Genomic DNA, 18,835 nt, shown 5'->3' on the forward strand with positions numbered 1-18,835 from the left:
GACATCAGCCACGCGCGAGCACCTGACCCAGCACGTCGAGGAAGCGGGCGTTTTCCGCCTGGGTGCCGATGGACACGCGCAGGAAAGTCGGCATGCCGTAACCGGCCACCGGGCGCACGATCACCCCGGCCTGCAGCAGCGCCTGGTTGATCGGCGCGGCATCGCGAGCGAAATCCACGGCGATGAAGTTGCCCTTGCTGGGAATCCACTGCAGCCCCAGCGCGGCCAGGCCGGCTTCCAGCTGAGCCATGCCGGCGTCGTTGACTCGACGGCTCTCGGCCAGATAGTCGGCATCGTCCAGCGCGGCGCAGGCGGCGCCCAGGGCCAGGCTGTTGACGTTGAACGGCTGGCGTACGCGGTTGAGCACATCGGCCACCTGCGGCGAAGACAGCGCATAGCCGACGCGCAGCGACGCCAGGCCATAGGCCTTGGAGAAGGTACGCGAGACGATCAGATTGGGGTAGCGCGCCAGGTAGTCGAGACCGTCCGGCAGCTCGTCACCCTCGGCGTATTCGATATAGGCCTCGTCCAGCACCACCAGCACATCCTGCGGCACACGGGCGAGGAAGGACTCCAGCGCAGCCGGGCCAAACCAGGTGCCGGTCGGGTTGTTCGGGTTGGCGACGAACACCACACGGGTGTTGGCGTCTATGGCCGCCAGCATGGCCTCCAGGTCGTGGCCATGGTCCCTGGCCGGCACCGCCTTGCCCTGGGCGCCGACCGCCTGGGTGGCAATCGGGTACACGGCGAAGGCGTACTGGCTGAATACCGCATTCAACCCCGGCGCCAGCCAGGCGCGAGCGACCAGGTCGAGGATGTCGTTGGAGCCATTGCCCAGGGTCACCTGCGCCACGCTCACGCCGCAACGCGCGGCCAGCCTGGCCTTCAGCTCGAAGCCGTTGCCGTCCGGGTAGCGGGTCAGCTCGGGCAGTGCCGCACGAATGGCTGCCAACGCCTTCGGCGACGGGCCCAGCGGGTTCTCGTTGCTGGCCAGCTTGACGATGCCGGCCGGGTCGAGATTCAGCTCGCGAGCCAGTTCATCGACCGGCTTGCCCGGCACGTAGGGCGAGAGTTTCTGCACGCCCGGCACGGCACGGGCGAGGAAATCGCAACTCATGGGGGCTCCTTAGAGGACCGCTTTCGGGTAGGAACCCAGCACCTTGAGGGCTACGGCTTCCTGATTGATCTTTTCCAGCACGTCCTTGATCAGCGGGTCCTGGTGATGGCCGACGAAATCGATGAAGAACACGTAGGTCCACTTGCCGCTGCGCGACGGGCGGGTCTCGATGCGGGTCAGGTCGATGCCATTGGTGTGGAACGGCACCAGCAGCTCGTGCAGCGCACCCGGCTTGTTGCTCATCGACACGATGATCGAGGTCTTGTCGTCGCCGGTCGGCGGCACTTCCTGATTACCGATGATGAGGAAGCGCGTGGAGTTGTCCGGACGATCCTCGATCTTCTCGAACAGCTTGCTCAGGCCATAGAGGCTCGCCGCCATGTCGCCGGCGATGGCCGCCGAGTTCCACTCGCTCTTCACCCGCTTGGCCGCCTCGGCGTTGCTGGAAACCGCCACGCGCTCGACATTCGGGTAGTGCGCATCCAGCCACTTGCGGCACTGGGCCAGGGACTGGGCATGGGAATAGATGCGGGTGATCTTGTCGGTCTTGGTGGTGTCACCGACCAGCAGGTGATGGTGGATGCGCAGCTCCACCTCGCCGCAGATCACCATGTCGTGCTCGAGGAAGCTGTCGAGGGTATGGTTGACCGCACCCTCGGTGGAGTTCTCCACCGGCACCACGCCGAAATTGACCGCACCGGCGGCCACTTCGCGAAATACCTCGTCGATCGCCGCCATCGGCTGGCTGATCACCGCATGGCCGAAGTGCTTGAGCGTCGCAGCCTGGGAGAAGGTGCCTTCCGGACCGAGGTAGGCAATTTTCAGCGGCTGCTCGAGGGCCAGGCAGGAAGACATGATCTCGCGGAACAGCCGCGCCACTTCCTCGTTGTCCAGCGGGCCCTTGTTCAGTTCCATGATGTGCTTGAGCACCCAGGCCTCACGCTCGGGGCGATAGAACACCGGTTTCTCGCCTTCCGCCAGGGTGGCCATCTTCACCCGCGCCACTTCCTGGGCGCAGCGCGCGCGATCGCTGATCAGCTCGAGGATCTTCTCGTCCAGGCTGTCGATGCGAACGCGCAGCGCCTTGAGCTGATCGACGTCACTCATCAGCCGCGCTCCTTCTCGAACTCCGCCATGTAGGCCACCAGGGCCTCCACCGCATCCAGGCCGGTGGCGTTATAGAGGGAGGCACGCATGCCGCCCACCGAACGATGGCCCTTGAGGTTGAGCAGGTCGCGCGCCTCGGCGCCGGCCAGGAAGGCCTTGTCCAGCTTCTCGTCGGCCAGGCGGAACGGCACGTTCATCCAGGAGCGGGCGTTCCTGGCAATCGGGTTGCTGTAGAAGTCGCTGGCGTCGATGGCCTTGTACAGCAGGTCCTTCTTCGCCTTGTTGCGCTGCTCCATGGCGGCCACGCCGCCCTGCTCCTTGAGCCACTCGAAGACCAGGCCGGAGAGATACCAGGAATAGGTCGCCGGGGTGTTGTACATCGAGCCGTTATCGGCCGCGACCTTGTAGTTGAGCATGGTCGGGCAGATGCTGCGGGCGCGACCCAGCAGATCCTCGCGGACGATGGTCACCACCAGGCCGCTGGGGCCGATGTTCTTCTGCGCGCCGGCATAGATCAGGCCGAACTTGGAGACGTCGATCTCGCGGGAGAGGATGTCCGAGGACATGTCCACCACCAGCGGGGTGTCGCCCACTTCCGGGACCCAGTCGAACTGCAGGCCACCGATGGTCTCGTTGCTGGCGTAGTGCAGGTAGGCGGCGTCTTTCGACAGCTGCCACTCGTTCTGCCCGGGAATGGCAAAGTAGTCGTAGGCCTTGGCGCTGGCAGCGACATTGACGTTACCGTAGCGGCTGGCTTCCTCGATGCTCTTCTTCGACCAGATGCCGGTGTCGATGTAGTCGGCGACGCCATCTTCCGGCAGCAGGTTGAGGGCGATCTCGGCGAACTGCTGGCTGGCACCGCCCTGCAGGAACAGCACCTTGTAGTCCGACGGGATGATCAGCAGGTCGCGCAGGTCCTGCTCGGCCTTCTCGGCGATGGCCACGTATTCGTCGCTGCGGTGGCTCATTTCCATCACGGAAAGGCCCTTGCCCTGCCAGTCGAGCATCTCGGCCTGGGCACGTTCGAGTACCGCGGTGGGAAGCGCCGCCGGACCGGCGCAGAAGTTATGGGCTCGCTTGCTCACGTCAATCTCACTCTTCGTCGCTTGAGGCATCAACCGAGGCGCCATCGCCCTGGTCGGCCGCTTCCACATCATCCTGTTCGGCATCGGCGCCTTCGGCACCCACTTCGCCGCCCAGCTCCCCGCCTTCGTTCTCGTCGTCATCCCCGCCGGACGGCTCCTGCACGCGTTCCAGGCCGACCAGGGTCTCGTCGGCGGCCAGCTTGATCAGGATCACGCCCTGAGTGTTGCGACCCAGGCAGCGCAGCTCGTCGACGCGGGTACGCACCAGGGTGCCCTGGTCGGAAATCATCATGATCTCCTCGCCGTTCTGCACCTGGATGGCACCGATCAGGTTGCCGTTGCGCTCGTTGATCACCATGGCGATCACGCCCTGGCCACCACGACCGCGACGCGGGAACTCGGCCATCTCGGTGCGCTTGCCATAACCACGGGCGGAGGCGGTGAGAATCTGCGCGCCGGCCTCCGGAATCAGCATGGAGATGATGCGCTGGCCTTCCGGCAGGCGCATGCCGCGCACGCCGCGGGCGGTACGGCCCATGGTGCGCACCTTGCTTTCCTTGAAACGGATGACCTTGCCGCCATCGGAGAACATCATCACTTCACGGGCGCCGTCGGTCACAGCAGCGGCGATCAGGGTGTCGCCCTCTTCCAGACGCAGGGCGATCAGGCCGGAGCTGCGCGGCTTGCTGAACTGCACCAGCGGAGTCTTCTTCACGGTACCGTTGGCGGTCGCCATGAATACGTAGGTACCGGTCGGCTCGTCAGCGCTGTCGTCATCGGCGTCTTCGTCGTCGCCGACTTCCTCGATGACTTCTTCCTGCTCGACCAGCACGCCTTCGATCACGTCATCGCCATCTTCACCTTCCGGCGCTTGCTGGCGTACGGCTTCCAGGTCGACCTGGAGCATCGCGGTGATGCGCTCGCCCTCGTCCAGCGGCAGCAGGTTGACCAGCGGACGGCCACGCGCGGTACGCGAGGCTTCCGGAATCTCGAAGGTGCGCAGCCAGTAGACCTTGCCCTTGCTGGAGAACAGCAGCAGGGTGGCGTGGCTGTTGGCGACCAGCAGGTGCTCGATGTAGTCCTCGTCCTTCACCCCGGTGGCCGACTTGCCTTTGCCGCCGCGACGCTGGGCCTGGTAGGCGGCCAGCGGCTGGGACTTGGCGTAGCCGCCGTGGGAGATGGTTACCACGCGCTCTTCTTCGGTGATCAGGTCGGCGATGGTCAGGTCGGTCTGCGAGGCCATGATCTCGGTACGACGGGCGTCGCCGAACTCGGCCTTGACCTTCTCCAGCTCCTCGCGGATCACTTCCATCAGGCGCGTGGCGCTGGTCAGGATGCGGATCAGCTCGCCGATCTGGGTGAGGATCTCCTGGTATTCGGCCAGCAGCTTTTCGTGCTCCAGGCCGGTCAGGCGATGCAGGCGCAGCTCGAGGATGGCCTGGGCCTGCTCGGGCGACAGGTAGTACTTGCCTTCGCGCAGGCCGTACTGCGGATCCAGATCGTCCGGACGGCAGGAGTCGGCACCGGCGCGCTCGACCATGGCCTCCACGGCACTGGATTCCCAGGCGGCGGCGATCAGGCGTTCCTTGGCGTCGGCCGGGGTCGGCGAGGTCTTGATCAGCTCGATCACCGGGTCGATGTTGGACAGGGCAACCGCCTGGCCTTCGAGGATGTGGCCACGCTCGCGCGCCTTGCGCAGTTCGTAGACGGTGCGCCGGGTCACCACTTCGCGGCGGTGACGGATGAACACTTCGAGCATGTCCTTGAGGTTCAGCGTGCGCGGCTGGCCATCGACCAGGGCCACCACGTTGATACCAAAGACGCTCTGCATCTGGGTCTGGGCGTAGAGGTTGTTGAGGATCACCTCCGGCACTTCACCACGACGCAGCTCGATGACCACGCGCATGCCGTCCTTGTCGGACTCGTCGCGCAGCTCGGTGATGCCCTCGAGCTTCTTCTCCTTGACCAGCTCGGCGATCTTCTCGATCAAGCGCGCCTTGTTCAGCTGGTACGGCAGCTCGGTGACGACGATCTGCTGGCGGCCACCGACCTTGTCGATGTCCTCGATCTCGGCACGGGCACGCATATAGATGCGCCCGCGACCGGTACGGTAGGCCTCGATGATGCCGGCGCGACCGTTGATGATGCCCGCGGTCGGGAAGTCCGGACCGGGGATGTACTGCATCAGCTCGTCAACGGTCAGCTCGCCGTTGTCCATCAGTGCCAGACAACCGTCGATCACTTCGGAGAGGTTGTGCGGCGGGATGTTGGTCGCCATGCCCACGGCGATACCGCTGGAACCGTTGACCAGCAGGTTGGGGATCTTGGTCGGCATGACCGCCGGGATCTGCTCGGTGCCGTCGTAGTTGGGCACCCAGTCGACGGTTTCCTTGTCCAGGTCGGCCAGCAGCTCATGGGCCAGCTTGGCCATGCGCACTTCGGTGTATCGCATGGCCGCGGCGTTGTCGCCGTCCACCGAACCGAAGTTGCCCTGGCCGTCGACCAGCATGTAGCGCAGCGAGAACGGCTGGGCCATGCGCACGATGGTGTCGTACACCGCCGTATCGCCGTGCGGGTGGTACTTACCGATGACGTCACCGACCACACGGGCAGATTTCTTGTACGCCTTGTTCCAGTCGTTACCCAGCTCGCTCATGGCGAACAGCACGCGACGGTGCACGGGCTTCAAGCCGTCACGCGCATCCGGCAGGGCGCGGCCGACGATCACGCTCATCGCGTAGTCGAGATAGGACTGTTTCAGCTCGTCTTCGATATTGACCGGGAGGATTTCTTTGGCCAGTTCGCCCATGAGAAGCCTGGTTCCTTTTTCTGGTGAAACCCCGTCGCACCCTTCCCGGGCGTGACCGGAGTCCGCCGTTGTCGCTCTTGCCCAGCAGCGACTCACGACAAATCAACGAGTTAAGCCAACAATTCGCGCTAATGAACGACCTTGCGCAGGGCGTCCGGAAAACTGCCGGAGGTTACCACAATCGCCGCGGCAGACCTACCCCACCGGGCAGGCCGGCCAACGCCCCGGCACGACTCAGTGCAGGCGCTTGCGACACATCAATTGCGCCATTTTCGCCGCATCCGGGCGCTCGACTATGCCTTTCTCGGTGACGATCACATCGATCAGGTCAGCCGGAGTGACATCGAACACCGGATTGTAGGCCTCCACATCGGCGGCAATCCGCTGCCCGCCGACATCCAGCAGTTCACGCCCGTCGCGCTCCTCGATGGGAATGTCGTCGCCGTCTTCCAGCCCCATGTCGATGGTCGAACTGGGCGCCACCACCATGAAGCGCACGCCGTGGTGCATGGCGCAGACGGCCAGCTGGTAGGTGCCGATCTTGTTGGCCACATCGCCATTGGCAGTGATGCGGTCGGCGCCGACTATGACCCAGGTGATGCCGCGATCCTTCATCAGGTGCGCCGCCGCCGAATCCACGTTCAGAGTGACCGGCACACCCTCGCCCGCCAGCTCCCAGGCGGTCAGGCGCGAACCCTGCAGCCAGGGCCGGGTCTCGTCGGCATACACCCGCTCGATCAGGCCATCCAGGTACGCCGCACGGATCACCCCCAGCGCCGTGCCGAAGCCGCCGGTGGCCAGGGCCCCGGTATTGCAATGGGTGAGGATGTTCTGCGGGCTGCCCTGGTGCTTGCGGATGTACTCCATGCCGTACTGGGCCATGGTCAGGTTGGCTTCGCGGTCGCTGTCATGGATACCGACGGCCTCGGCCTCCAGCGCCGCCAGGGGCGCCTCGCCCGGCTTCAGCCGCTGCAGGCGCTCGCGCATGCGCTCCAGGGCCCAGAACAGGTTGACCGCGGTCGGCCGCGACTCGGCCAGCACGGTGAAGTCGTCTTCCAGCGCCACCTGCCAGTAGGCATCGCCCTCGGCCAGGCGTTCGCGGGCGCCCAGCACCAGGCCGTAGGCCGCCGCGATGCCGATGGCCGGCGCACCGCGCACTACCATCTGGCGAATGGCCTCGGCCACCCCGGCAGCCGTGTCGTAAGCCAGCCAGACCTCCTCGCGCGGCAGCAGGCGCTGATCGAGCAAATGCAGCCTGCCATCTCGCCATTCAATGGCCTTTACCTTCTCCGCCGCCAGCAATTGCTCGCGCATGGCCCACCCCACTTGCCGAAACGAAAAGCCGCGGATTATAGCGAGCGGCCGCCACTATGGCTCAGTTATACTGCTGCCACTTTTTATTTACCTCGGATATCTCGCCATGCCCGACCAGCGCGCACCGCTCGACCTGCTGCTCCTGCCCACCTGGCTGGTGCCGGTCGAGCCTGCCGGGGTGGTGCTGCGCGAACACGGGCTGGGCATTCGCGACGGCCGCATCGCCCTGATCGCACCGCGCGCCGAGGCGCTCAAGCACCCGGCCAAGGAAGTGCGCGAGCTGCCGGACCAACTGCTCAGCCCCGGCCTGATCAACGCCCACGGCCATGCGGCGATGACCCTGTTCCGCGGCCTGGCCGACGACCTGCCGCTGATGAGCTGGCTGCAGGACCATATCTGGCCGGCAGAGGCCAAATGGGTCGACGAGAGCTTCGTGCGCGACGGCACCGAGCTGGCTATCGCCGAGCAGCTCAAGGGCGGCATCAGCTGCTTCTCCGACATGTATTTCTTCCCGGAAGTGGCCAGCGAACTGGTGCACAAGAGCGGCATCCGCGCGCAGATGACCATTCCCGTGCTGGACTTCCCCACGCCCGGCGCTCGCGACGCCGACGAGGCGCTGCGCAAGGGCCTCAAGCTGTTCGACGAACTCAAGCTGCACCCGCGGATCAAGATCGCCTTCGGCCCGCACGCGCCCTACTCGGTCAGCGACGACAAGCTGGAAAACGTGCGCATGCTGGCCGAGGAGCTGGACGCCGGTATCCACATGCACGTGCACGAGACCGCCTTCGAGGTGCAGCAGAGCCTGGAGCTGCACGGCGTGCGCCCGCTGCAGCGGCTGGCCAATCTGGGCCTGCTCGGCCCGCGCTTCCAGGCCGTGCACATGACCCAGATCAGCGACGACGACATCGCCCTGCTGGTGGAAAGCAACAGCAGCGTGATCCATTGCCCGGAGTCCAACCTCAAGCTGGCCTGCGGCTTCTGCCCGGTGGAAAAGCTCTGGCAGGCCGGCGTCAATGTGGCCATCGGCACCGACGGCGCGGCCAGCAACAACAACCTCGATCTGCTCGGCGAGACCCGCACCGCGGCCCTGCTGGCCAAGGCCGTGGCCGGCAGCGCCACCGCCCTGAACGCCCACAGTGCCCTGCGCATGGCCACCCTCAACGGCGCCCGCGCCCTCGGCCTGGACGAGCAGACCGGCTCGCTGGAACTGGGCAAGCAGGCCGACCTGGTCGCCTTCGACCTCGCCGGCCTGGCCCAGCAGCCGGTCTACGACCCGGTCTCCCAGCTGATCTACGCCGGCGGCCGCAGCTGCGTGCGCCACCTGTGGGTCGGCGGCAAACAACTGCTCGACCACGGCCGCCTGACGCGCCTGGATGAAGAGCGCATCATCGCCAATGCCCGCGCCTGGGGCGCCCGCATTGCTGACCAGCATTCGATTTGAAGGAAAGCCCCATGAGCAACGTCGACCACGCCGAAATCGCCAAATTCGAAGCCCTCGCCCACCGCTGGTGGGACCGCGAGAGCGAGTTCAAGCCGCTGCACGACATCAACCCGCTGCGGGTCAACTGGATCGACGAACGCGTCGGCCTGGCCGGCAAGAAGGTGCTCGACGTCGGCTGCGGCGGCGGCATCCTCAGCGAAGCCATGGCGCAACGCGGCGCCACGGTGACCGGCATCGACATGGGCGAGGCGCCGCTGGCCGTGGCCCAGCTGCACCAGCTGGAATCAGGGGTCAACGTCGAGTACCGGCAGATCACCGCCGAAGCCCTGGCCGAGGAGATGCCCGAGCAGTTCGACGTGGTCACCTGCCTGGAGATGCTCGAACACGTACCGGACCCGTCCTCGGTGATCCGCGCCTGCTTTCGCATGGTCAAGCCCGGCGGCCAGGTGTTCTTCTCCACCATCAACCGCAATCCCAAGGCCTACCTGTTCGCCATCGTCGGCGCCGAATACCTGATGCGCCTGCTGCCGCGCGGCACCCACGATTTCAAGAAGTTCATCCGCCCCTCCGAGCTGGGCGCCTGGAGCCGCGCCGCCGGCCTGACCGTCAAGGACATCATCGGCCTGACCTACAACCCGCTGACCAAGCACTACAAGCTGGCCGCGGACGTAGACGTCAACTACATGATCCAGACCCTGCGCGAGGAGTGAGGCGCATGCGTTTGCGAGCCGTACTCTTCGACATGGACGGAACCCTGCTGGACACCGCCCCGGACTTCATCGCCGTGTGCCAGGCCATGCGCCTGGAGCGCGGCCTGGCGGCAATCGACGACCAGCTGATCCGCGACCAGGTGTCCGGCGGCGCGCGCGCCATGGTCGCCACCACCTTCGCCATGGACAGCGCGGCCGACGGCTTCGAGGCCCTGCGCCTGGAGTTCCTCGAGCGCTACCAGCAGCACTGCGCCGTGTTCAGCCAACCGTTCGCCGGCATGCCCGAATTGCTCGCCGATATCGAGCAGGCCAGGCTGATCTGGGGCGTGGCGACCAACAAGCCGGCGCGTTTCGCCGAGCCGATCATGCAGCAGCTGGGCCTGGCCGAACGCTCGGCCGTACTGGTCTGCCCGGACCACGTCAGCCGCAGCAAGCCCGACCCGGAAATGCTCCTGCTGGCCTGCGCCAAGATCGGCGTGCAGCCCGGTGAAGCCCTGTTCGTCGGCGACGACGAACGCGACATCGAGGCCGGCCGCGCCGCCGGCTGCAAGACCGCAGCGGTCACCTACGGCTACATCCACCCGGACGACAACCCCCGCCACTGGGGCGCCGACGTGGTGGTAGACCATCCCCTGGAGCTGCGTGGCGTGCTCGATCGCGCCCTGTGCAGCTGCTGAGCACCCGAATCACGGCCCTGCGCCACACTTTTAGAGAGACATCCGCATGTTTGACTACCAAGCCCGCCCCGACCTGCTGCAAGGCCGGGTGATCCTGGTGACCGGCGCCGGCCGCGGCATCGGCGCCGCCGCCGCCAAGGCCTTCGCCGCCCATGGCGCCACCGTGCTGCTGCTGGGCAAGACCGAGGCCAACCTGAGCCAGGTCTACGACGAGATCGAGGCCGCCGGCCATCCGCAACCGGCGGTGATCCCGTTCAACCTGGAAACCGCCCTGCCGCACCAGTACGACGAACTGGCCGCCATGCTAGAAACCGAGTTCGGCAAGATCGACGGCCTGCTGCACAACGCCGCCATCGTCGGCCCACGCACGCCGCTGGAGCAGCTGTCCGGTGACAACTTCATGCGCGTCATGCAGATCAACGTGAATGCCATGTTCATGCTCACCAGCACCCTGCTGCCGCTGCTCAAGCTGTCGGATGATGCCTCGGTGGTATTCACCTCCAGCAGCGTCGGGCGCAAGGGCCGCGCCTACTGGGGCGCCTATGCGGTGTCCAAGTTTGCCACCGAGGGCCTGATGCAGGTGCTGGCCGACGAAATCGACGGCATCAGCAGCGTGCGCGCCAACAGCGTCAACCCCGGTGCCACCCGCACCAGCATGCGCGCCCTGGCCTACCCGGGCGAAAACCCGGCGAACAACCCGGAACCGGAAGCGATCATGCCGGTCTACCTGTACCTGATGGGCCCGGACAGCCAGGGCGTCAACGGCCAGGCCTTCGACGCCCAGTAAGCACTCGCAACGGCCGCCGGTTTTCCGGCGGCCGCATTCCGTGAACGGCATCACATTGCCACCATCACCGCCAAACTACCGGCAAACCCTTGCCGCAAGGCCTCGCAAAAACAACCTAAACCAATGAAATAAAAGACTTTTATTACGTTGGCATGGAATTCGCTCTACTTCCTGCATCAAGCGCCCAGCGCCAGAGGTTGAGCTCCATGGTTCCGCACAATCAGTCCAACACCATCGATTTCGATGCCGCCAAGCTGCAGCGCCTGGGCTATGCCAGCCGCAACCAGCAACCGCTGAAACCGGTCAGCCTGGCCCAGCTGCGCCAGCAACTGGGCCTGCAACTGCAGACCTCGCTGGAAGTCGAGCGCATCCTCGAGCTGTTCTTCCGCGAAGTGCAGCGCCTGGTGCCCCTGCATGCACTGAGCTACCAACTGAGCGCCTGCGACCTGCGCATCGAACTGGGCGAGCGCGCCAGCCACTCGGCCGGCTACCGCCTGAGCCACGAGGGCGAATACCTCGGCGAGCTGGTGTTCCGCCGCAACCAGCGCTTCAGCGAAGACGAACTGGGCCAGCTGGAATCGCTGCTGGCCAGCCTGCTGTTCCCGCTGCGCAATGCCCTGCTCTACCGCGCGGCGCTGCAGACCGCCCTGCGCGACCCGCTGACCGATACCGGCAACCGCATCGCCATGAACCAGGCCCTGCAGCGCGAGATCGACCTGGCTCGCCGCAGCCTGCAGCCGCTGTCGGTGCTGATGCTGGACATCGACCATTTCAAACGGATCAACGACAGCCACGGCCACATCACCGGAGACGAAGTGCTCAAGGCCGTGGCCGGCGCCCTGAAACACAGCCTGCGCAACATCGACATGGTGTTCCGCTACGGCGGCGAGGAGTTCATGGTGCTGCTGTCCAACACCAGCCGTGAAGCCGCCGCCATGGTTGGCGAACGCCTGCGCATGGCGGTGCTGGGCCTGCAATACCTGGTCGAAGGGCACGCCATCGACCTGACCGTGAGCATCGGTTGCGCCACCCTGCTGCCCGGCGAGTCGGGCGACAGCCTGCAACGCCGCGCCGACAACGCGCTGTATGTATCCAAGCGCGAGGGGCGCAACCGGCTGTCCCTGGCCGGTTAATGGTCTCGCAACAAAAAGGGGCTCCGCGGAGCCCCTTTCTATTTGCCAGATGTAGAACCAGCTTCGGATTTCGCGAGCTAGGGCGAGACAAGGCAAAAGCCGCCGAGGGAGCGCAGTTTACACGCCGTAAATAAGCATCCCGAGGCGGCTTTTAACGCAGTATCGCCGACGCGCAGCAGATCCGAAGCTGGTTCTCAGCGCTTGCGGCCGAAGCCTGGGCGCTGGCCATCGCCACTCGGCCGCGGCTTGCGCGCCGGGCGCTCGCCGGACTCATTGGCCGGGCGCGGCGTGCGCTTCTTGTTCACGTCGGCCGGACGCTCGGCCACCGCCGAACCCCGCCCGGTCTGACGCTCGCCGCTGTCCTTGCGCGGGCCACGCGGGGTACGCTGCTCGCCATCCTTGCGCGGCGCACGCGGAGCGCGCTCGGCCTCGTCACGCGGGGCGCGCGCCGGACGCGGCGCCTCGCTGCCAGCCAGGTCGAGTGCCGGACGCAGGGTGCGCTTGGGCCGCTCACCCTTGCCCAGCGGACGTGCCGATTTGCGCTGCAGGCGGTCGAGCTTGTCGCGCATCTTCTCTTTCATCGCCGGCAGCGCCACCGATTGCAGGCCGACTTCTTCGCTGAGGATGTCGATCTCGCGCTGGGTCAGTTCGCGCCAGCGGCCCATGGGCAGGTCGGAAGTCATGAACACCGGGCCGAAGCGCACGCGCTTCAGGCGGCTGACCACCAGCCCCTGGGACTCCCACAGACGGCGCACCTCGCGGTTGCGCCCTTCCATCACCACGCAGTGGTACCAGTGGTTGAAGCCGTCGCCGCGCGGCGCTTCCTTGATGTCGGTGAACTTGGCCGGGCCGTCTTCCAGCATCACGCCGGCTTTCAGCTGCTCGATCATCTCGTCGGTGACTTCGCCGCGCACGCGCACCGCGTACTCGCGGTCCATCTCGTAGGAGGGGTGCATCAGGCGGTTGGCCAGCTCGCCGTCGGTGGTGAACAGCAGCAGACCGGTGGTGTTGATGTCGAGGCGGCCGATGTTGATCCAGCGCCCCTCTTTCGGCCGCGGCAGGCGGTCGAACACGGTGGGCCGGCCTTCCGGGTCGTCGCGGGTGCAGATCTCGCCATCGGGCTTGTTGTAGATCAGCACGCGGCGCACGCTTTCGGCCATTTCCTCGCGCTTGAGCAGGTGGCCGTCGACGCTGATGGCGTCATGCAGGTCGACCCGCGCGCCGAGGGTGGCGATCACCCCGTTGACCTTGACCCGGCCCTGGCTGATCCACTGTTCGATATCGCGGCGCGAGCCTTGCCCCATGCGGGCCAGGACTTTCTGCAGCTTCTCGCCGCTGGGACGGCTGACTTCACTATCGGTTTCGAATTCACTCATGCTCGGCACCTCCCGGTGTAATTAATGCTGAGAGCGCCGCCAAACCCGGGGGAGCTGGCGGCAAAAGGTCGCGCATCATACGCGGATCGGCGCCGCGGCGCACGGCAGACTATAGACCGCCTGGCGGGATTTGCGCCGCCCGGGCGGTGCGACCGTTCAATGCTGCCGGTCGGAGCCGTGCAGATCACCCATGGCCTCGGCCTCGTCTTCGGGTTCTGGCAGGTCGTCGAAGTCGGTCTTCAGCCCCTGCTCCATGGAGTCCAGCTCGGCCAGCAGGCTGCGGAAGCTGGTTTCGTCGCGCGGCTCGCCCGCCTCCTCGCCCGCGGCGGCATCGGCGCGCGCCTGCAACTCGGCCGGCACCGGCAGCTCGTCGTCCAGCTCCAGCACCGGTTCGGGTTCCAGCTCGCGCAGGGCGGCCAGGGTCGGCAGCTCGTCGAGGTTCTTCAGGTTGAAATGGTCGAGGAACAGCCGGGTGGTGGCGAACATCGCCGGTTTGCCCGGCACGTCGCGGTAACCGACCACGCGGATCCACTCGCGCTCCATCAGGGTCTTGACGATCTGGCTGTTGACCGCCACGCCGCGGATATCCTCGATCTCGCCCCGGGTGATCGGCTGGCGGTAGGCGATCAGCGCCAGGGTTTCCAGCATGGCGCGCGAGTAGCGCTGCGGGCGTTCTTCCCACAGCCGGCCGACCCAGGGGGCAAACTGCTCGCGCACCTGCAGGCGATAGCCGGAGGCCACCTCCTTGAGTTCGAACGCGCGGCCCTTGCACGATTTGGCCAGCAGGCTCAGGGCATTGCGGATGGTGGCCAGCTCGGGGCGCTCGGCCTCATCGAACAGCTCGCTGATACGCTCCAGCGACTGCGGCTTGCCGGAGGCCAGGAGGAAGGCTTCCAGCAGGGAGGCCAGCTCTTTCGGGTCGTTGAGGTTCATCATTCGGCTCGGGCACGCACATGGATCGGCGCAAAGGCTTCATTCTGCACCAGCTCCACCAGGGATTCCTTGATCAATTCCAGCACCGCCATGAAGGTTACCACCACGCCGAGACGCCCTTCGCCGGCGCTGAACAGCTCGACGAACGGCACGAAGGCGCCGCCCTTGAGGCGCTCCAGCACCTCGCTCATGCGCTCGCGGGTGGACAGCACCTCACGGGTCACCTGGTGGCTCTCGAACATGTCGGCGCGACGCAGCACTTCGGCCATGGACAGCAGCAGCTCCTCCAGGCTGACCTCCGGCAGCAGCTTGCGCGCCCGCGCCTCGGGGGCGTCCAGGCGCGGCACGCTGAGGTCGCGGCCGACCCGCGGCAGGCCGTCCAGGTTTTCCGCGGCGGCCTTGTAGCGCTCGTATTCCTGCAGGCGGCGGATCAACTCGGCGCGCGGGTCATCCTCTTCCGCCTCGGCCTCGGCCGAGCGCGGCAGCAGCATGCGCGACTTGATCTCGGCGAGCATGGCGGCCATCACCAGGTATTCAGCGGCCAGCTCCAGGCGCACCGACTTCATCAGCTCGACGTAGCCCATGTACTGCTTGGTGATTTCCGCCACCGGGATGTCGAGAATGTCGATGTTCTGCTTGCGGATCAGGTACAGCAGCAGGTCTAGCGGGCCCTCGAAGGCCTCGAGGAACACCTCCAGGGCGTCCGGCGGGATGTACAGGTCCAGCGGCAGCTCGGTGACGGCCTGGCCGTAGACCAGGGCGAACGGCAGCTCCTGCTGGGCACCGGACTGACTGGCGGGATCGGCGGGCGGGGTCGTCTGCATGGCACTCTCTTGATCGGTGAAAAACCGGCGGCGCGCACGCCGGCCAAGACCGGCGGAACCGGCCGCTCGGCTGGCGGGTCGAAATAAAACGAGTGAGCGCTGCGGCATTCTACCCGACTGGAGAAAAGCCAGGCCGCTCTCTCGACCCGCCTTGAACGGTTCGCTCGGCGAACCTCAACCAGGGAGCCCGCCATGAAGACCTTCCCACTCCCCCTCGCCTTCGCCCTGCTGCTCGCCTGCCTGGCCGCCCTGGTGGCCTTGCCGCTGGAAGCCGGGATGATCGCCACGCAAGACGCGGTGGCCGAACAAGCCATGCAGACCGACCGTGCCAAGGTTCAGGCGTTTCTCGATCGCGCCACGGTACAGGAGCAGCTGCAGGCCATGGACGTGCCGGCAGCCCTGGCGAAAAACCGGGTGGATGCCCTGACCGCCGAGGAAGTGGCCAGCCTGGCCCAGCGCATCGACGCCCTGCCGGCCGGCGGCGCGCTCAGCGGCATGGATGTGGTGATCATTCTGTTGGTCGCCATCCTGGTCGCGATAGCCTTGTGAACGGGCGGCATCGCACTCGGACGACCTGAGGCAGGCGGCCGCGCGCCTCAGGCCTCGCTGGCGAAGGGCGTCGGATCGCCGCAGCCGACGCGCAGCACCTGCGGCTCGCCGTCGGCCAGGTTGACCACGGTGGAGGCCTCCAGGCCGCCGTAGCCGCCGTCGATGATCAGGTCGACATGGTGCTCGAGCACCTGGCGCATCTCGTAGGGATCGCTCATCGGCAGCCCCTCGCCAGGCAGGATCAGGCTGACGCTCATCAGCGGCTCGCCCAGCTGCTCGGCCAGCGCCAGGGCGATGGGATGCGCCGGCACGCGCAGGCCGATGGTGCGGCGTTTCTCGTGCAGCAACATGCGCGGCACCTCGCGGGTGGCGCTGAGAATGAAGGTATAGGGCCCCGGGGTATGCGCCTTGAGCAGGCGGAAGGCGGCGGTATCGACCTTGGCGAACAGGCCGATCTGCGACAGGTCGCTGCACACCAGGGTGAAGTTGTGCTTGTCGTCCAGCTGGCGCAGGCGACGGATGCGCTCGACCGCCCCCTTGTTGCCGATCAGGCAGCCGATGGCATAGGAGGAATCGGTGGGGTAGACGATTACCCCGCCCGAGCGGACGATCCCCACCGCCTGCTTGATCAGGCGCGCCTGCGGGTTTTCCGGGTGGACCTGGAAGAACTGACTCATGACCTCTCCCTGTTCAGGGGGCAGTAGAAGTTGGGCGGTGGACATCACTGAAACGCTCCCACAAGGGTGGCAGGTCTTCGGGTAACGGACGGTACATACCCAGCTCCGACCAGTCGCCCGGTGCATGGAAATCGCTGCCGACACTGGCCAGCATGCCGAATTCTCGCGCCAGAATGGCCAGGCCGCCAACCTGCTCGGCCGGCTGCAGGCCATTGACCACTTCCAGCGCGTGGCCGCCGGCGGCGATGAAGTCGGCCACCAGGCGGCGCCGCTTGCTACGGGTGAAATCGTACTGCCAGGGATGCGCCAGGCTGATCCAGGCGCGCGCCTCGCGCAGGGTGCCGACCGTCTGCTCCAAGGTCGGCCAATGCTGTTTCACATCGCCCAACTTGCCCGAGCCCAGCCATTTGCGGAACGCCTCGGCATGGTCGCGCACATGCCCGGCACGCACCAGAAACTCGGCGAAGTGCGGCCGCGCCGGTGCGTTGCCACTGTCACCTAGGGCCTGCTGCACCGCCCGGGCACCTTCCAGGGCGCCGGGCATGCCCTTGGCGGCCAGGCGCCGGGCAATTTCCTCGGCGCGCAGCCAGCGGCCCTGGTGCAGTTCGCCGATGGCCTGCTGCAACGCCGGGGCGTCGGCGGCGAAGGCGTAGCCCAATACATGAATAGTAGCCCCGCCCCAAGTGCAGGACAGTTCGATGCCGTTGATCAGCTGCAGGCCCAGCTCGGCAGCGGCCCGACGCGCCTCGGCGAGGCCCTCTAGGGTGTCGTGGTCGGTCAGCGCCAGCATCCGCACGCCCCGTTCATGGGCCCGCGCAACCACCACGGCGGGCGCGAGAACGCCGTCCGACGCGGTGCTGTGGCAGTGCAGATCAACTTTCATGGGGCCGCTTTCGCTGGGAATGATGTTTGTTATTATGCCGGCACATCCCGCTTCTGGCTGCTGCCGTGAAACAATTCATCGATTTCATCCCGCTTATCCTGTTCTTCATCGTCTACAAGCTCGATCCACGCACCGTCGAACTGGCCGGCCACAGCGTCGAGCTGGGCGGCATCTTCAGCGCCACCGCGGTGCTGATCGCCAGCTCGGTGCTGGTCTACGGCAGCCTGCTGCTGGTGCAGCGCAAGCTGGAGAAAGGCCAGTGGCTGACCCTGGTCGCCTGCCTGCTGTTCGGCGGCATGACCCTGGCCTTCCACAGCGAAACCTTCCTCAAGTGGAAGGCGCCAGTGGTCAACTGGCTGTTCGCCGCAGGCTTCGCCGCCAGCCACTTCATCGGCAACAAGCTGCTGATCCAGCGCATGCTGGGCCACGCGGTGAACCTGCCGCAGCCGATCTGGACGCGCCTGAACCTGGCCTGGATCGCCTTCTTCATCTTCAGCGGCTGCGCCAACCTGTTCGTCGCCTTCACCTTCCACGACATCTGGGTCGACTTCAAAGTGTTCGGCAGCCTGGGCATGACCGTGCTGTTCCTGGTCGGCCAGGGGGTCTACCTGGCGCGCCACATGCACGACGACGCCCCCCAGCAAAGCAAGGACTGACATGCTCTACGCCATTATCGCCAGCGATGTAGCCAACTCCCTCGATCAGCGCCTGGCCGCCCGCCCGGCGCACCTGGCCCGCCTGGAACAGCTGAAGAGCGAAGGCCGCCTGGTGCTGGCCGGCCCGCACCCGGCAGTGGACAGCAACGACCCAGGCCCGGCCGGCTTCAGCGGCAGCCTGATCGTCGCCGAATTCGAATCCCTCGGCGCCGCGCAGAACTGGGCCGACGCCGACCCCTACCGGGCCGCCGGCGTGTATGCCAGCGTGCTGGTGAAACCCTTCAAGCTGGTACTGCCCTGATCCGCTCCCTGCCACAAAAACCATAACAAGAAACGGGAAACTGGAGTTCCACATGCACACAGGTCCGCTGTCATTGCTGCTCATCGCCCTGACCTTCGCGCCCTGGCTGGCCGCCGAAGAGCTGCTGCCGGCGACAACGGCGCCCGACACGGTGACGGCGCCAGAACCCAGCCCTGCGCCGGGCGCAATGCCGCCGCCCCTCGACAGCACGGTCGACGAGGGCAGCGCCACGGCCGCGGCCGAGCGTGAAAGCGCCCTGCTCGGCCGCCTGCGCCAGGAAAACCAGCGGCTCAAGCTGAAACTCAAGGAAAGCCTGGCCCAGCAGCCGGAAAAACTGCTCAGCGAACAGCAGACCTGGTTCGCCGTCGGCGCCGGCACCGCCCTGCTGGCCTTTGTCGTCGGGCGCCTGAGTGGCGGGCGACGGAACAAACGCCAGAGCCAGTGGGTCTGAGCGCA

19 protein-coding genes are annotated in these 18,835 nt (G+C 66.2%); 9 read left to right on the forward strand and 10 right to left on the reverse strand.

Going from position 1 to position 18,835, the window contains the following annotated elements; genetic code table 11:
* Positions 1–4: 4 nt before the first annotated feature.
* From hisC to mtnA, 5 genes are all read right to left on the reverse strand, one after another.
* On the reverse strand, positions 5–1,117 hold the full coding sequence (gene hisC, locus GV001_RS15685; protein WP_160081465.1) for a histidinol-phosphate transaminase: 1,113 nt from the start codon (positions 1,115–1,117) through the stop codon (positions 5–7).
* Between the two features lie 9 nt (positions 1,118–1,126).
* On the reverse strand, positions 1,127–2,224 hold the full coding sequence (gene pheA / locus GV001_RS15690; RefSeq protein ID WP_160081467.1) for a prephenate dehydratase: 1,098 nt from the start codon (positions 2,222–2,224) through the stop codon (positions 1,127–1,129).
* Positions 2,224–3,309, reverse strand: coding sequence for a 3-phosphoserine/phosphohydroxythreonine transaminase (gene serC, locus GV001_RS15695; protein WP_160081469.1), 1,086 nt, complete (start codon positions 3,307–3,309; stop codon positions 2,224–2,226). The genes pheA and serC overlap by 1 nt, the downstream gene beginning before the upstream one ends.
* Before the next feature lie 7 nt (positions 3,310–3,316).
* Entirely contained in the window at positions 3,317–6,118 is a 2,802-nt protein-coding gene (gyrA, locus tag GV001_RS15700) for a DNA gyrase subunit A (RefSeq protein ID WP_160081471.1), read from the reverse strand.
* A gap of 234 nt (positions 6,119–6,352) precedes the next feature.
* Positions 6,353–7,432, reverse strand: coding sequence for an S-methyl-5-thioribose-1-phosphate isomerase (gene mtnA, locus GV001_RS15705; protein ID WP_160081473.1), 1,080 nt, complete (start codon positions 7,430–7,432; stop codon positions 6,353–6,355).
* Positions 7,433–7,538: 106 nt separating this feature from the next.
* On the opposite strand from mtnA, the gene GV001_RS15710 reads away from it, so the two are divergent.
* From GV001_RS15710 to GV001_RS15730, 5 genes are all read left to right on the forward strand, one after another.
* Complete coding sequence (locus tag GV001_RS15710; RefSeq protein WP_160081475.1) at positions 7,539–8,873, forward strand: TRZ/ATZ family hydrolase; 1,335 nt, start codon at positions 7,539–7,541, stop codon at positions 8,871–8,873.
* An 11-nt stretch (positions 8,874–8,884) separates the two neighbouring features.
* On the forward strand, positions 8,885–9,583 hold the full coding sequence (gene ubiG, locus GV001_RS15715; RefSeq protein ID WP_160081477.1) for a bifunctional 2-polyprenyl-6-hydroxyphenol methylase/3-demethylubiquinol 3-O-methyltransferase UbiG: 699 nt from the start codon (positions 8,885–8,887) through the stop codon (positions 9,581–9,583).
* 5 nt (positions 9,584–9,588) lie between these two features.
* Positions 9,589–10,260 carry an N-acetylmuramic acid 6-phosphate phosphatase MupP gene (mupP, locus tag GV001_RS15720; RefSeq protein WP_160081479.1) on the forward strand — a complete coding sequence of 224 codons (672 nt, stop codon included), beginning with the start codon at positions 9,589–9,591 and terminating at the stop codon, positions 10,258–10,260.
* Positions 10,261–10,306: 46 nt separating this feature from the next.
* The gene (locus GV001_RS15725) at positions 10,307–11,047 is read left to right on the forward strand and encodes a YciK family oxidoreductase (RefSeq protein ID WP_160081481.1); all 741 of its coding nucleotides are present in this window, start codon (positions 10,307–10,309) and stop codon (positions 11,045–11,047) included.
* A gap of 206 nt (positions 11,048–11,253) precedes the next feature.
* Positions 11,254–12,180, forward strand: coding sequence for a GGDEF domain-containing protein (locus GV001_RS15730; RefSeq protein ID WP_160081483.1), 927 nt, complete (start codon positions 11,254–11,256; stop codon positions 12,178–12,180).
* A gap of 194 nt (positions 12,181–12,374) precedes the next feature.
* Here the strand turns inward: GV001_RS15730 and rluB are convergent, their stop codons facing one another.
* The 3 genes from rluB to GV001_RS15745 form a co-directional block, all read right to left on the reverse strand.
* Positions 12,375–13,556: a 23S rRNA pseudouridine(2605) synthase RluB gene (gene rluB / locus GV001_RS15735; RefSeq protein ID WP_160081485.1), complete on the reverse strand. Its 1,182-nt coding sequence runs from the start codon at positions 13,554–13,556 to the stop codon at positions 12,375–12,377.
* A 156-nt stretch (positions 13,557–13,712) separates the two neighbouring features.
* The gene (gene scpB / locus GV001_RS15740) at positions 13,713–14,489 is read right to left on the reverse strand and encodes an SMC-Scp complex subunit ScpB (protein ID WP_160081487.1); all 777 of its coding nucleotides are present in this window, start codon (positions 14,487–14,489) and stop codon (positions 13,713–13,715) included.
* Positions 14,489–15,187: a ScpA family protein gene (locus GV001_RS15745; RefSeq protein WP_160495064.1), complete on the reverse strand. Its 699-nt coding sequence runs from the start codon at positions 15,185–15,187 to the stop codon at positions 14,489–14,491. Before GV001_RS15745 ends, scpB begins: the two co-directional genes overlap by 1 nt.
* Before the next feature lie 318 nt (positions 15,188–15,505).
* Here GV001_RS15745 and GV001_RS15750 point away from each other — a divergent pair, with 318 nt between their 5' ends.
* A complete protein-coding gene (locus GV001_RS15750; RefSeq protein WP_160081491.1) occupies positions 15,506–15,862 on the forward strand; it encodes a PA2779 family protein in 357 nt (118 codons plus the stop codon).
* A 47-nt stretch (positions 15,863–15,909) separates the two neighbouring features.
* Here the strand turns inward: GV001_RS15750 and GV001_RS15755 are convergent, their stop codons facing one another.
* Together GV001_RS15755 and GV001_RS15760 are read right to left on the reverse strand one after the other, a co-directional pair.
* Complete coding sequence (locus tag GV001_RS15755; protein WP_160081493.1) at positions 15,910–16,539, reverse strand: L-threonylcarbamoyladenylate synthase; 630 nt, start codon at positions 16,537–16,539, stop codon at positions 15,910–15,912.
* Positions 16,540–16,552: 13 nt separating this feature from the next.
* Entirely contained in the window at positions 16,553–17,422 is an 870-nt protein-coding gene (locus tag GV001_RS15760) for a PHP domain-containing protein (protein ID WP_160081495.1), read from the reverse strand.
* 65 nt (positions 17,423–17,487) lie between these two features.
* Here GV001_RS15760 and GV001_RS15765 point away from each other — a divergent pair, with 65 nt between their 5' ends.
* Genes GV001_RS15765 through GV001_RS15775 form a run of 3 tightly spaced genes read left to right on the forward strand, consistent with a single transcriptional unit; the run spans position 17,488 to position 18,830 of the window.
* On the forward strand, positions 17,488–18,078 hold the full coding sequence (locus GV001_RS15765; protein WP_160081497.1) for a septation protein A: 591 nt from the start codon (positions 17,488–17,490) through the stop codon (positions 18,076–18,078).
* 1 nt (position 18,079) lies between these two features.
* Complete coding sequence (locus GV001_RS15770; protein ID WP_160081499.1) at positions 18,080–18,379, forward strand: YciI family protein; 300 nt, start codon at positions 18,080–18,082, stop codon at positions 18,377–18,379.
* Between the two features lie 52 nt (positions 18,380–18,431).
* Positions 18,432–18,830, forward strand: coding sequence for a translation initiation factor 2 (IF-2, GTPase) (locus tag GV001_RS15775; protein WP_160081501.1), 399 nt, complete (start codon positions 18,432–18,434; stop codon positions 18,828–18,830).
* Positions 18,831–18,835: the final 5 nt, after the last annotated feature.

This window comes from Pseudomonas sp. 8AS (genome assembly GCF_902506505.1).
Taxonomy (GTDB): Bacteria; Pseudomonadota; Gammaproteobacteria; order Pseudomonadales; family Pseudomonadaceae; genus Aquipseudomonas.

Excerpts from the sequence above, each read along its gene's own strand:
- hisC (WP_160081465.1), bottom strand. The coding sequence starts at position 1,117 with ATGAGTTGCGATTTCCTCGCCCGTGCCGTGCCGGGCGTGCAGAAACTC.
- pheA (WP_160081467.1), bottom strand. The coding sequence starts at position 2,224 with ATGAGTGACGTCGATCAGCTCAAGGCGCTGCGCGTTCGCATCGACAGC.
- gyrA (WP_160081471.1), bottom strand. The coding sequence starts at position 6,118 with ATGGGCGAACTGGCCAAAGAAATCCTCCCGGTCAATATCGAAGACGAG.
- mtnA (WP_160081473.1), bottom strand. The coding sequence starts at position 7,432 with ATGCGCGAGCAATTGCTGGCGGCGGAGAAGGTAAAGGCCATTGAATGG.
- GV001_RS15710 (WP_160081475.1), top strand. The coding sequence starts at position 7,539 with ATGCCCGACCAGCGCGCACCGCTCGACCTGCTGCTCCTGCCCACCTGG.
- ubiG (WP_160081477.1), top strand. The coding sequence starts at position 8,885 with ATGAGCAACGTCGACCACGCCGAAATCGCCAAATTCGAAGCCCTCGCC.
- mupP (WP_160081479.1), top strand. The coding sequence starts at position 9,589 with ATGCGTTTGCGAGCCGTACTCTTCGACATGGACGGAACCCTGCTGGAC.
- GV001_RS15725 (WP_160081481.1), top strand. The coding sequence starts at position 10,307 with ATGTTTGACTACCAAGCCCGCCCCGACCTGCTGCAAGGCCGGGTGATC.
- GV001_RS15730 (WP_160081483.1), top strand. The coding sequence starts at position 11,254 with ATGGTTCCGCACAATCAGTCCAACACCATCGATTTCGATGCCGCCAAG.
- rluB (WP_160081485.1), bottom strand. The coding sequence starts at position 13,556 with ATGAGTGAATTCGAAACCGATAGTGAAGTCAGCCGTCCCAGCGGCGAG.
- scpB (WP_160081487.1), bottom strand. The coding sequence starts at position 14,489 with ATGAACCTCAACGACCCGAAAGAGCTGGCCTCCCTGCTGGAAGCCTTC.
- GV001_RS15750 (WP_160081491.1), top strand. The coding sequence starts at position 15,506 with ATGAAGACCTTCCCACTCCCCCTCGCCTTCGCCCTGCTGCTCGCCTGC.
- GV001_RS15755 (WP_160081493.1), bottom strand. The coding sequence starts at position 16,539 with ATGAGTCAGTTCTTCCAGGTCCACCCGGAAAACCCGCAGGCGCGCCTG.
- GV001_RS15760 (WP_160081495.1), bottom strand. The coding sequence starts at position 17,422 with ATGAAAGTTGATCTGCACTGCCACAGCACCGCGTCGGACGGCGTTCTC.
- GV001_RS15770 (WP_160081499.1), top strand. The coding sequence starts at position 18,080 with ATGCTCTACGCCATTATCGCCAGCGATGTAGCCAACTCCCTCGATCAG.
- GV001_RS15775 (WP_160081501.1), top strand. The coding sequence starts at position 18,432 with ATGCACACAGGTCCGCTGTCATTGCTGCTCATCGCCCTGACCTTCGCG.